This is a genomic window from Pseudomonas sp. 1912-s, from assembly GCF_029269205.1.
Classification (GTDB): domain Bacteria; phylum Pseudomonadota; class Gammaproteobacteria; order Pseudomonadales; family Pseudomonadaceae; genus Aquipseudomonas.
On the sequence record NZ_JARIXR010000019.1, the window covers coordinates 97,133 to 109,785 of the forward strand.

The 12,653-nt window shown below is 61.3% G+C and carries 10 protein-coding genes and 1 pseudogene; 5 read left to right on the top strand and 6 right to left on the bottom strand.

Going from position 1 to position 12,653, the window contains the following annotated elements:
* Position 1: 1 nt before the first annotated feature.
* The 3 genes from P3C29_RS22115 to P3C29_RS22125 form a co-directional block, all read right to left on the bottom strand.
* Positions 2–973, bottom strand: coding sequence for a DUF523 and DUF1722 domain-containing protein (locus P3C29_RS22115; RefSeq protein ID WP_275965442.1), 972 nt, complete (start codon positions 971–973; stop codon positions 2–4).
* Positions 974–1,086: 113 nt separating this feature from the next.
* The gene (locus P3C29_RS22120; protein WP_010177011.1) at positions 1,087–1,302 is read right to left on the bottom strand and encodes a TIGR02450 family Trp-rich protein; all 216 of its coding nucleotides are present in this window, start codon (positions 1,300–1,302) and stop codon (positions 1,087–1,089) included.
* Positions 1,299–2,285 (bottom strand): FAD-dependent oxidoreductase, encoded by a 987-nt coding sequence (locus P3C29_RS22125; protein ID WP_010177010.1) that lies wholly within the window; start codon positions 2,283–2,285, stop codon positions 1,299–1,301. Before P3C29_RS22125 ends, P3C29_RS22120 begins: the two co-directional genes overlap by 4 nt.
* 209 nt (positions 2,286–2,494) lie before the next feature.
* Here P3C29_RS22125 and P3C29_RS22130 point away from each other — a divergent pair, with 209 nt between their 5' ends.
* Together P3C29_RS22130 and hemH are read left to right on the top strand one after the other, a co-directional pair.
* Entirely contained in the window at positions 2,495–3,394 is a 900-nt protein-coding gene (locus P3C29_RS22130) for a TIGR01777 family oxidoreductase (RefSeq protein ID WP_201121759.1), read from the top strand.
* Positions 3,395–3,408: 14 nt separating this feature from the next.
* Positions 3,409–4,434, top strand: a complete 1,026-nt coding sequence (gene hemH / locus P3C29_RS22135; protein ID WP_275965443.1) for a ferrochelatase — start codon at positions 3,409–3,411, stop codon at positions 4,432–4,434.
* Between the two features lie 133 nt (positions 4,435–4,567).
* Here the strand turns inward: hemH and P3C29_RS22140 are convergent, their stop codons facing one another.
* From P3C29_RS22140 to algW, 3 genes and pseudogenes are all read right to left on the bottom strand, one after another.
* Positions 4,568–5,287 carry a DUF4198 domain-containing protein gene (locus P3C29_RS22140; protein ID WP_010177007.1) on the bottom strand — a complete coding sequence of 240 codons (720 nt, stop codon included), beginning with the start codon at positions 5,285–5,287 and terminating at the stop codon, positions 4,568–4,570.
* A gap of 12 nt (positions 5,288–5,299) precedes the next feature.
* Positions 5,300–7,412 (bottom strand): annotated as a pseudogene (locus tag P3C29_RS22145) (TonB-dependent siderophore receptor).
* A gap of 108 nt (positions 7,413–7,520) precedes the next feature.
* Positions 7,521–8,675 carry a Do family serine endopeptidase AlgW gene (gene algW, locus P3C29_RS22150; RefSeq protein ID WP_010177003.1) on the bottom strand — a complete coding sequence of 385 codons (1,155 nt, stop codon included), beginning with the start codon at positions 8,673–8,675 and terminating at the stop codon, positions 7,521–7,523.
* Between the two features lie 103 nt (positions 8,676–8,778).
* On the opposite strand from algW, the gene P3C29_RS22155 reads away from it, so the two are divergent.
* From P3C29_RS22155 to cysN, 3 genes are all read left to right on the top strand, one after another.
* A complete protein-coding gene (locus tag P3C29_RS22155) occupies positions 8,779–9,537 on the top strand; it encodes a Nif3-like dinuclear metal center hexameric protein (RefSeq protein ID WP_063033108.1) in 759 nt (252 codons plus the stop codon).
* 159 nt (positions 9,538–9,696) lie between these two features.
* The gene (gene cysD, locus P3C29_RS22160; protein ID WP_005784641.1) at positions 9,697–10,614 is read left to right on the top strand and encodes a sulfate adenylyltransferase subunit CysD; all 918 of its coding nucleotides are present in this window, start codon (positions 9,697–9,699) and stop codon (positions 10,612–10,614) included.
* A gap of 9 nt (positions 10,615–10,623) precedes the next feature.
* Positions 10,624–12,522, top strand: a complete 1,899-nt coding sequence (cysN, locus tag P3C29_RS22165; RefSeq protein WP_010177001.1) for a sulfate adenylyltransferase subunit CysN — start codon at positions 10,624–10,626, stop codon at positions 12,520–12,522.
* The last annotated feature ends 131 nt before the right edge of the window (positions 12,523–12,653 follow it).

The following is a 12,653-nucleotide window of genomic DNA, read 5'->3' on the forward strand; positions in this document are numbered from 1 at the left end:
GTTAAATCGCATTACGCAGGCTGAGGTTTTCCGGGTGCGGTTGCAGGTAGGCCTGCTGCGCGATGTAGCGGTCCGGATGCTGGCGAAAGTGGTGCTTGAGCAGGGTCAGTGGCACCACCAGCGGCACGATGCCCTGGCGGTATTGGCCAATGAGGGTCTGCACTTCCTGTTTGTCTTCGGCGCTGATGGCTTGCTTGAGGTAGCCGCTGATGTGTTGCAGCACGTTGGTGTGGGTGCCGCGCGTGGCGCACTTGCTCAGGGCCGTCATCAGTTCGCTGAAATAGCCGGTGGCCAGGGCGTCGAGGTCGACGTCCTTGCGCATGCCGCCCAGCAGGTTGCCCAGGCTTTTGTAATGCACCGGGCTGTGGGCCATCAGCAGGTATTTGTAGCGTGAGTGAAATTCCAGCAGGCGGTGGCGGGTCAGGCCTTCGGCGAGCAGTTGCTGCCAGGTGGCGTAGACGAACACCCGGGTCAGGAAATTTTCCCGCAGCACCGGGTCGTTCAGCCGACCGTCTTCTTCCACCGGCAGGTTGGGGTGGCGCGCGCAAAAAGCCTGGGCGTAGATGCCGCGCCCGCCGCCGTCGATGGGCATGCCGTTGTCCTGATAGACCTTGACCCGCTCCAGGCCGCAGGACGGGGATTTCTGCATGAAGATGTAGCCGCAGAGGTCGGTGTGTTCAGCAGCCATTTGTTGGCCGTAATCGTCCAGCGGCCGGGTCACGTTGAGTTCGCGGTGCACGGTGCCGACGGCCTGAGGGTTCAGCGGGTCGCCCACCAGGCGGATGGGCTCGCGGGGAATGCCCAGGCCGATGGCGACTTCAGGGCACAGCGGCACGAAATCGAAATATTCGGCGAGAGTCTGGCTGCACAGCTGGGATTGTTTATGCCCGCCGTTGAAGCGCACGTTCTCGCCCAACAGGCACGCGCTGATGGCGATTTTCGGTTTGCCGGTGGCGGGCAGGGTGCTGGGCATGGCCAAACCTCTATGAAAAATCCTGTACAGAGTTAAATTTCTGTACAACTTAATCTCATCATAGATTTGAAGCTGTACAAGTCAAATAATTTGTACAGGTATTTTCGGAATGACTATTTCCAGCCGATTTTCCAGTCTTCGGCGTTTTGCAGGGTTTGCCAGGGCAGGCGCTGCACGCGATGGCTGATCACGGCTTCCAGCTCGATTTCCTGCACATCGCCTTCGTCGTCGCGCAGCAACTGGGTCACCAGGAAGTGTTTTTCCTTGTGCTGCGGGCGGGCTGCCGTCCACTTCGACAGCAGCAATTTGGCGGGATTGATGCGGTTCACTGCAGGTGCTCGATCAATCGCCGCGCCGCTTCCTGGCCGCTGAGCCAGGCGCCTTCCACACGGCCCGACAGGCACCAGTCACCGCACACGTACAAGCCCAGGTCGGCGTCGGCCAGCACGCCAAATTCGTGGCTGGTGGACGGCCGCGCATACAGCCAGCGGTGGGCGAGGGTGAAGGACGGCGCCGGCATGGCGCTGTGCAGCAGTTCGGCGAAGGCACCGTGCAGGTGTTCGATCACCGCTTCCTTGGACAGGTCCAGGTGTTGCTTGCTCCAGGTGCTGGTGGCGTGCAGCACCCAGGTGTCGAGGGTGGTGTCGCGCCCTGGTTTGCTGCGGTTGCGGGCCAGCCAGTCCAGCGGGCTGTCCTGCACGAAGCAGCCTTCCATGGGGGTGTCCAACGGCTTGTCGAAGGCCAGCGCGATGGCCCAGGTCGGGTCCATCTTCACCCCGGCGGCGGCACTTGCCAGCTTGGGCGCGGCGGCCAGCAAAGCGGTGGCTTGCGGCGCCGGGGTGGCGATGATCACGTGGCTGAACGGGCCATGGTTTTCACCGTCGGCGTCCAGCAGGTTCCAGTGGTGTTTGCCCTGGAACACTTCGGTGATGCGGCAACCGAAGTGCACCGGCAAGTCATCCAGCAGGGCGCGGGTGATCGCGCTCATGCGCGGCGTGCCGACCCAGCGGATCTGTTCATCGGGGGAGGGCGTGAGTTGCCCGGACTTGAAGTTGTACAGCTGCGGTTTCCATTGCTCGGCGCAACCCTGGGCCTGCCAGCGTTGCACCTCGTTGACGAAGCGCCGGTCGCGGGCGGTGAAGTACTGCGCGCCCATGTCCAGTGCCCCGGCATCGCTGCGCTTGCTGGACATGCGACCGCCACTGCCGCGGCTTTTATCGAAGAGTTGTACAGCGTGCCCCGCGTCTTTTAACGCTCGGGCGGCGGAGAGACCGGCGATGCCGGTGCCAATGATCGCGATGGGAACAGTCATGGGAGGCCTCGTTTTACCGTTGGGTACAGACTACGCCGACACCAATAGCTGTACAATATTGTTTTTTGGTATAAGTTTTGGCGTACCTGATCGTTTGGCGTGACCTATGGTTAAACCTGAAGGTTTAACCAGCGTTGCGCCCGATTAAAACATCCCTGTCTATAAAATAGACTAACGGTGGTCGGCGAACGTTACACGAGGAACAACTCATGCACATTTTGCTGACCGGCGGTACGGGTTTGATCGGCCGTCAACTCTGCCAATACTGGCTTGCCCAGGGCCATCGCCTTACGGTCTGGAGCCGCCATCCCGAACAAGTGGCTAAATTGTGCGGTGCCCAGGTGCACGGCATTGCCCGCCTGCAAGATGTAAACGAGCCGTTGGACGCCGTGGTCAACCTGGCCGGCGCGCCGATTGCCGACCGCCCCTGGACCCATAAACGCAAGGCGCTGCTGTGGAGCAGCCGTATCGGTCTCACCGAAACGTTGTTGGCCTGGCTTGAGGGCCTTGAGCAAAAACCGGCGGTGTTGATCTCCGGCTCTGCGGTGGGTTGGTACGGCGACGGCGGCGAGCGTGAGCTGACCGAAGACAGTGGCCCGGTGCAGGACGACTTTGGCAGCCAGCTATCGATCGCCTGGGAGGAAACGGCCCAGCGCGCCGAAGCATTGGGGATCCGCGTGGTGCTGGTGCGAACCGGGTTGGTGCTGGCGGCCGAGGGCGGCTTTTTGTCGCGGCTGTTGCTGCCGTTCAAACTGGCGCTGGGCGGGCCTATCGGCAATGGTCGGCAGTGGATGCCGTGGGTCCATATAAAGGATCAAATCGCCCTGATTGATTTTCTTCTGCACAAGGAAGGCGCCAGCGGTCCTTATAATGCCTGCGCGCCACACCCGGTGCGCAACCTTGAGTTCGCCAAGACCCTGGGCAAGGTGCTGCACCGCCCGGCGTTCATGCCCATGCCGGCGTTTGCCTTGCGCATCGGCCTGGGTGAGTTGTCGGGCTTGTTGCTGGGTGGCCAGCGGGCGTTGCCGCAGCGGCTGTTGGCAGCCGGTTTCACTTTCCAGTTCACTGAGTTGCACGCGGCCCTGGACGACTTGTCCAGCCGCCTCTAGAAATAGGATGTTGCATGACGGATCACGCGTTGTTACTGGTCAACCTGGGTTCACCGGCGTCCACATCGGTGGCGGATGTGCGCAGCTACCTTAATCAATTCCTGATGGACCCTTATGTCATCGACCTGCCGTGGCCGGTGCGGCGTTTGCTGGTGTCGCTGATCCTGATCAAGCGCCCCGAGCAGTCGGCCCATGCCTACGCCTCGATCTGGTGGGACGAAGGCTCGCCGCTGGTAGTCCTCAGCCGTCGCTTGCAACAACAAATGACTTCGCAATGGACCCAGGGCCCGGTGGAACTGGCGATGCGTTATGGCGAACCGTCGATTGAAACGGTGCTTGTGCGATTGGCCGGCCAGGGCATCAGGAAAGTCACCCTGGCGCCGTTGTACCCGCAGTTTGCCGACAGCACCGTGACCACGGTGATTGAAGAAGCCCGGCGCGTGGTGCGGGACAAAAAGCTGGCGATCGAGTTTTCGATTCTGCAGCCGTTTTACGATCAGCCGGAATACCTTGATGCGCTGGCCAACAGTGCCAGGGCCTACGTGGAGCAGGATTTCGATCATCTGCTGCTGAGTTTCCACGGCTTGCCCGAGCGTCACCTGAAAAAGCTCGACCCTACCGGGCAACACTGTTTCAAGGATGCCGACTGCTGCCAGAACGCCTCTCCCGAAGTGCTTGCCACCTGCTATCGCGCCCAATGCTTCAGCGTGGCGCGGGATTTCGCCGAGCGCCTGGGTTTGCCGGAGGGCAAGTGGTCGGTGGCGTTCCAGTCGCGTCTGGGCCGGGCCAAGTGGATCGAACCCTACACCGAGGCACGCCTTGAAGCGTTGGCTCAACAAGGCGTGAAGAAGCTGCTGGTGATGTGCCCGGCGTTTGTCGCGGACTGCATCGAGACGTTGGAAGAGATTGGTGATCGCGGGTTGGAACAGTTCCGCGAGGCGGGGGGCGAGGAGTTGGTGTTGGTGCCTTGCTTGAATGACGACCCGCAGTGGGCGGTGGCGCTCAATACCTTGTGTGAAAGAGCGCCGGTTGCACTGTGATCCGATTGTCGAAACGATAGAGATCAAATGTGGGAGCCGGGCTTGCCCGCGATAGCGGTGGATCAGTCACCAGATGCCTCGACTGAAAAATCGCCATCGCGGGCAAGCCCGGCTCCTACATTGTTTTGCGGGGTTATTCGTGATGCGGCTCGCCCAGGAAGGTCAGTGAACTGAACAGTCCGCGAGTCGCTACATCGGCATTGTCCTTCAGCGGGATCTCCACCTGCGCCGCAATCACATTCAACCCTTCATTCCTCACCAGCACCTGGGCGCGGCCGTCCTTATCGGTCTCTGTGCTCAAGGTGTTCGGTGCATTGCGATAATCCCCAATCAATTTGATCCCCGCCGCGGGTTTGCCATCCAGCAGCACCCGCACCGGCAGTGACTTGCCCGGCCCTACGGTCAGCGGATCAACTTCCGGCAAGATCAGCAGCTTGATCTGATCCAGCTTGGGCAACTTCGCCCCCGGCTGGTAAATCGCCAGGCTGTACTTGAAGGTCTGGGTCGACTCGATCGCCCCCGGCACTTTGCTGCGGCCTTGGTTGATCCACTTCTTGTCAGCAGTCTGCGACCACATTCCGTTATCCAGCGCCACGGCCAAGACGGCCGGCGACTTGAGCGGCTTCAGGCGCGCATGGTCGGGCAGGCGTTCCACGGTCACCGGGATCATTTTGCCGCTGGCGTCATAAGCCCAGGCGCCGCTGATTTTCTGCGCCTTGAACGCATTGTCTTCGGCACCGTGGCCGTAGATCACTTCGATATTGCCGCGTCGTTGTTCGGTCCACAGACCGTGGGCCGAGACCTGGGTGGCAAATAGCAGGCCGAGCACGGCCAGGGATTTGAAGGCTTGCATGGTGACGTCCTTTTACAGGTTGAGGGTCAGGCTGACGGTGAAATTGCGCGGCTCACCGGGGTTGACCCAGTAATTGCTGTAGGAGCGCTCGTAGTACTTTTCATCGAACAGGTTGTTGAGGTTCAGGCCCACGGTGACGTTATCGCTGGCCTTGTAATGGGCCAGCAAATCGACGGTGTGGTAGGCGGGTAACTCAAAGCGCCCACCGGCTTCACCCGAGCGATCGCCAACGTAGGTAAAGGCCGCGCCAAGGTCTGAGCCACGCAGCAGGCCATCCTGGAATTCATACACCCCCAGCAAGCTGCCGCTGCGTTTGGCCACGCCGAGAATCCGGCTGCCGGTGGGGATGACTTTGTCGCCTTTGGTCACTTCGGCGTCGATGTAGGCAAAGGCACCGATCACCCGTACGGCGTCGGACACTTGCCCGGTCAGTTGCAGGTCAAAGCCCTGGCTGCGGGCCTTGCCCATGGCGCGCTGGGTGTCGGTGGCCGGGTCCAGGGCCAGGACATTTTCCTTCTCGATATGGAAGGCGGCGAGGGTGGTGCTCAGGCGGTCGTCGAACAACTCGCTCTTGATCCCGATTTCATAGCCCACGCCTTCTTCCGGCTTGAAGGATTTGCCGCCGGCGTCCAGGCCATTGTTGGGTTTGAACGAGGTGGAGGCATTGGCGAACAGGCCCACTTCAGGCGTCAGCTGGTAGAGCAGGCCGGCGCGTTGGGTCAGGGCGTCGTGGGTTTGCCGGCTTTTCGCATGGTTGCGGGCGAAGTCGTCGGTGTGTTGCTCAACGTGTTCGAAACGCGCGCCAATCATCCCGCGCAGGCGGTCGGTGAAGACGATCTGGTCCTGCAGGTTCAGCGCCTGGCTTTTCACCTGTTCGAAGAAGTCGGTGCCGGAGCGTTTGTCGTTGGGTTTTGGCTGGCCGTAGACCGGGTTATACAGGTCTACGGCATAGGGACCGCCGGCGATGGTGGTCACCCGTTCTTTCTTGCGGTAGTCCTCGTACTCGGTGCCGATCAGCAACTCATGCTGCCAACTGCCGATGTCGAACCGCCCGCGCAGTTCGAGCTGGGTGATGCTGTCGTGCCAACCGGTGGAGCGTTCGCGGTAGCGGCGGCTGAGGGTGTGGCCATCGGCATCCAGCGGGCGGTTTTCCGAAGCGTCGCCCCACAGGCTGCCTTGTTTGTAATGACTGGCCAGGCGCAGTTGCCAGGCATCGTTGAGGTGATGCTCAAGGGTGGCTTGCAGGCGGTTGTTGTGGTTGCGGATATCGCCGTCGTTGGGCTCGCCGAGGAAGGTCGAGCGGGAGACGCCGCTCCAGTGGTTATTCGGGGCGACGATGCCACGGTCGAAAGTGGAACGGTGGCGCACGAATTCGCTTTCCACCAGCAGGCGGGTGTCCGGGTCCAGTTGCCAACTGATGGAGGGCGCGACGAAGACCCGCTTGGCGTCCACGTGGTCGCGGAAGCTGTGGTTGTCTTCCACCGCCAGGTTGACCCGCGACAAGACATTACCCTCGCTGTCCAGCGGTGTGTTCACGTCCAGCGCGGTGCGATAGCGGTCCCAACTACCGGCGCTGGTCTGCAGGATGGTGAAGGCCTCGGGCTGCGGCTTTTTGCTGACGATGTTCACCGTGCCGCCCGGATCGCCCCGGCCATAAAGGCTGGCTGCGGGGGCCCTTGAGCACTTCGATGCGTTCGATATTGGCCGCGTCCGGCGTGCTCGGGTAACCGCGGTTGGCGCTGAAACCGTCCACGTAGAACTCTGACGTCGTGAAGCCGCGAACGCTGTATTCGTAAAGCGTCAGGCCGCCGAAGTTGTTCTGTTTGGACACGCCACCGGCAAACTCCAGGGCACGCTCGACGTGGGTGCTGCCCAGGTCCTTGAGCACCGAGGCGGGAATCACGCTGATGGACTGTGGGATATCGCGCAGGGCGGTGTCGGTCTTGGTAGCGCTGGCGGAGCGGGTGGCGCGATAGCCCTTGACCTGGCCGGTGGCCGATTCGTACGCCTCGCTGGTGATGCGGGTGGCGTCCAGTTCAAGCGGGGTGTTGTCTTCGGCGTAGGCCGGTTCTACCAGTAAACCCAAGGCGATTCCGGCCAGTGGGGCAAATCTTCGAGACGGCATGATAGAGCGTTCCAATAGCAATATTGAAACAATATAACATCTCTAATGAGAATAATTTTCCGCTGAAATATTAGGTAACAGGAGCCCGCGAGCGGGCTCCCGAAGCCGTTATTCTTCTTCTTTCACCGGCGCAGGCGGCGGACGCAGGCCCACTTCTGCCTGCAGCTTGATTTCCTTGCCATTGCGCATCACCTGGATCGCCACCTTGTCGGTCGGCTTGATCCGCGCCACCTGGTTCATCGACTTGCGGCCATCGCCGGCCGGTTCGCCGTCGATGCTGAGGATCACGTCACCCAGTTGCAGGCCGGCTTTCTGCGCCGGGCCGTCGCGGAAGATCCCGGCGACCACGATGCCAGGGCGTCCGGTCAGGCCAAACGACTCGGCCAGTTCCTTGGTCAGCGGCTGCACTTCAATCCCCAGCCAGCCGCGAATCACCTGGCCATGCTCGATGATCGACTTCATCACCTCAGTGGCCAGCTTCACCGGGATGGCGAAACCGATGCCCTGGGAGCCGCCGGACTTGGAGAAGATCGCGGTGTTGATACCGGTCAGGTTGCCGTTGGCATCCACCAGCGCGCCGCCGGAGTTGCCCGGGTTGATCGCCGCGTCGGTCTGGATAAAGTCTTCGTAGCTGTTGAGGCCCAGCTGGTTACGCCCGGTGGCGCTGATGATGCCCATGGTCACCGTCTGGCCGACGCCGAACGGGTTGCCGATGGCCAGCGCCACGTCACCCACGCGCAGTCCTTCGGAGCGGCCGATGGTGATCGAAGGCAGGCCTTTCAAATCGATTTTCAGTACCGCGAGGTCGGTTTCCGGGTCGCTGCCGACCACACGGGCCAGGGTTTCCCGGCCATCGCGCAGGGCCACCACGATCTGGTCGGCGCCGGTGGTCACGTGGTTGTTGGTGAGGATGTAGCCTTCCGGGCTCATGATCACGCCGGAGCCGAGGCTGGATTCCATGCGCCGCTGCTTGGGCCCGTTGTCGCCGAAATAGCGGCGAAATTGCGGGTCTTCAAACAGCGGGTGCGCCGGCTTGTTGATGACTTTGGTGGTGTACAGGTTGACCACGGCGGGCGCGGCGATCACCACCGCGTCGGCGTAAGTCACCGGGCCCTGTACCACCGCGCTGGTCTGCGGTGCCTGTTGCAGGTTGACATCGAAAGTCGGCAGGCCGACCAGTTGTGGATAACGCTGAATAATCAGCATCGCGATCAGCACGCCAGCCAACAATGGCCATCCAAAAAAACGCAGTGCCTTGAGCATTAAGAAAAATCCTGACAGGTTGCAGGGGACGGGAGAGCGCCCATAATGTCGCGCATTATACGAGGCCGTGAGCGCCTCTGAACGGGATATTTAGGAGTCTTTTATGGCCGTAGCCCTGAGCACCTTAGTCGAGGAAGCGGACCGCTACCTTAATAGTGCAAAAATCGCCGATTACTGCCCCAACGGCCTGCAGGTCGAGGGTCGGCCGCAGGTGCTGCGCATCGTCAGCGGCGTGACCGCCAGCCAGGCATTGCTGGACGCCGCCGTCGAAGCCCAGGCCGACCTGGTGCTGGTGCACCACGGTTATTTCTGGAAAGGCGAAAGCCCGTGCATCACCGGCATGAAGCAGCGCCGCCTGAAAACCCTGCTCAAGCACGACATCAGCCTGCTGGCCTACCACTTGCCCCTGGACCTGCACCCGGAAGTCGGCAACAACGTGCAACTGGCCCGGCAACTGGACATCACCGTCGAAGGCCCGCTGGACCCGGACAACCTCAAGATCGTCGGGCTGGTGGGTTCCCTGGCCGAGCCGGTGTCGCCCCGCGACTTCGCCCGCCGCGTGCAGGAAGCCATGGGCCGCGAGCCGCTGCTGATCGAAGGCAGCGAGATGATTCGCCGCGTCGGCTGGTGCACCGGGGGTGGCCAGGGGTATATCGACCAGGCGGTACTGGCCGGGGTGGACTTGTACCTGAGTGGCGAAGCGTCGGAGCAGACGTTCCACAGTGCCCGGGAAAACGACATCAGCTTTATCGCGGCCGGGCATCACGCCACTGAGCGATATGGTGTGCAGGCGTTGGGTGATTACCTGGCAAGGCGTTTTGCCTTGGAACACCTGTTCATTGATTGCCCTAACCCGATCTAACGAACACCACATTTGATCGAGTCGAGCCAAACCCGGCGGTATATTCATATACCGTTTCGATCTAGCTGGCTCCCTCAATAGAATCAGGCGCTGTGCTAGCATGCCCCGCTCGAACACGGCCCGCTGGCCGTCCATAAGATCGTTTTTCCGTGAGTAACCATGGTCGACAAACTGACGCATCTGAAACAGCTGGAGGCGGAAAGCATCCACATCATCCGCGAGGTCGCCGCCGAGTTCGATAACCCGGTGATGCTCTACTCGATCGGTAAAGACTCCGCCGTGATGCTGCACCTGGCGCGCAAGGCATTTTTCCCGGGCAAGCTGCCGTTTCCGGTGATGCACGTCGACACCCGCTGGAAATTCCAGGAGATGTACAAGTTCCGCGACAAAATGGTCGAAGAGCTGGGCCTGGACCTGATCACCCACGTCAACCCGGACGGCGTGGCGCAGGGCATCAACCCGTTCACCCACGGCAGCGCCAAGCACACCGACATCATGAAGACCGAGGGCCTGAAACAGGCGCTCGACAAGCATGGCTTCGACGCTGCATTCGGCGGTGCCCGTCGTGATGAAGAAAAGTCCCGCGCCAAAGAGCGTGTGTACTCGTTCCGCGACAGCAAGCACCGCTGGGACCCGAAAAACCAGCGCCCGGAGCTGTGGAACGTCTACAACGGCAACGTCAACAAGGGCGAGTCGATTCGTGTGTTCCCGCTGTCCAACTGGACCGAGCTGGACATCTGGCAGTACATCTACCTGGAAGGCATCCCGATTGTTCCGCTGTACTTCGCCGCCGAGCGTGAAGTGATCGAGAAGAACGGCACGTTGATCATGATCGACGACGACCGGATCCTCGAGCACCTGTCCGACGAAGACAAAGCCCGAATCGTCAAAAAGAAAGTACGTTTCCGTACCCTTGGCTGCTACCCGTTGACGGGCGCGGTGGAGTCCGAAGCCGAGACGCTGACGGACATCATTCAGGAAATGCTCCTGACGCGAACTTCCGAGCGCCAGGGCCGTGTCATCGACCACGATGGTGCAGGCTCGATGGAAGATAAAAAACGTCAAGGCTATTTCTAAGGGGCTGTCATGTCGCATCAATCTGATTTGATCAGCGAGGACATCCTCGCCTACCTGGGCCAGCACGAGCGCAAGGAAATGTTGCGCTTCCTGACCTGTGGCAACGTCGACGACGGCAAGAGCACCCTGATCGGGCGCCTGCTGCACGACTCCAAGATGATCTACGAAGACCATCTGGAAGCCATCACCCGCGATTCGAAAAAATCCGGCACCACTGGCGACGATATCGACCTGGCTTTGCTGGTCGACGGCCTGCAGGCCGAGCGTGAGCAGGGCATCACCATCGATGTTGCCTACCGCTACTTCTCCACCGCCAAGCGCAAATTCATCATCGCCGACACCCCCGGCCATGAGCAGTACACCCGCAACATGGCCACCGGTGCGTCTACCTGTGACCTGGCGATCATCCTGATCGACGCCCGCTACGGCGTGCAGACCCAGACCCGTCGCCACAGCTTTATCGCCTCGTTGCTGGGCATCAAACACATCGTGGTGGCCATCAACAAGATGGACATCAACGGCTTTGACCAAAGCGTGTTCGAGTCGATCAAGGCCGATTACCTGAAGTTCGCCGACGGTATCGCGTTCAAGCCGAGCACCCTGGCCTTCGTACCCATGTCGGCGCTCAAGGGCGACAACGTGGTGAACAAGAGCGAGCGTTCGCCCTGGTACACCGGCCAGTCGCTGATGGAAATCCTCGAGACCGTCGAGATCGCCAACGACCGCAACTACACCGACCTGCGTTTCCCGGTGCAGTACGTCAACCGTCCGAACCTGAACTTCCGTGGTTTCGCCGGCACCCTGGCCAGCGGCATCGTGCACAAGGGCGACGAAGTCGTGGTGCTGCCGTCGGGCAAGAGTAGCCGCGTCAAATCCATCGTCACCTTTGAAGGTGAACTGGAAAACGCAGGTCCTGGCCAGGCCGTGACCCTGACCATGGAAGACGAGATCGACATTTCCCGTGGCGACCTGTTGGTACACGCCGACAACGTGCCGCAAGTGACCGACGCCTTCGACGCCATGCTGGTGTGGATGGCTGAAGAACCGATGCTGCCGGGCAAGAAATACGACATCAAGCGCGCCACCAGCTACGTGCCGGGTTCCATCACCAGCATCGTGCATCGCGTGGACGTGAACACCCTGGAAGAAGGCCCGGCGAGCGCCTTGCAGTTGAACGAGATCGGCCGGGTGAAGGTCAGCCTCGACGCTGTCATCGCCCTGGACGGTTACGCGAGCAACCGCACCACCGGTTCGTTCATCGTCATCGACCGTTTGACCAACGGCACTGTGGCCGCGGGCATGATCATCGCGCCGCCGGTGACCCATGGCAGCGCGGCTCAGCATGGCAAGCTGGCCCACGTGGCCACCGAAGAACGTGCCCAGCGCTTCGGCCAGCAACCGGCGACCGTGTTGTTCAGCGGTTTGTCGGGCGCCGGCAAAAGCACCCTGGCCTACGCGGTCGAGCGCAAGTTGTTCGACATGGGCCGTGCGGTGTTTGTGCTGGATGGCCAGAACCTGCGCCATGACCTGAACAAGGGCCTGCCGCAGGACCGTGCCGGGCGTACCGAGAACTGGCGTCGTGCCGCCCACGTGGCGCGTCAGTTCAACGAAGCGGGCTTGCTGACCCTGGCTGCGTTCGTTGCCCCGGATGCTGAAGGGCGCGAACAGGCCAAGGCACTGATCGGCGGTGATCGTCTGCTGACCGTGTACGTGCAGGCTTCGCCGCTGGTGTGCGCCGAGCGCGATCCGCAAGGCTTGTACGCGGCGGGCGGGGATAACATCCCGGGCGAATCCTTCCCGTATGACGTGCCGTTGAACGCCGACCTGGTGATCGATACCCAGGCACTGTCGCTGGAAGACAGCGTCAAGCAAGTGCTGGAGCTGCTGCGTCAGCGCGGCGCGATCTAAGCTTTAGATCCGCACAAAAAAGCCCGCCACGTTGGCGGGCTTTTTTATGGAGCCTTGAAAACAACTCGGTCAAATGTGGGAGCGGGCTTACTCGCGAAAGCAGAGTGTCAGCCGCCACAGGCATAAACGGA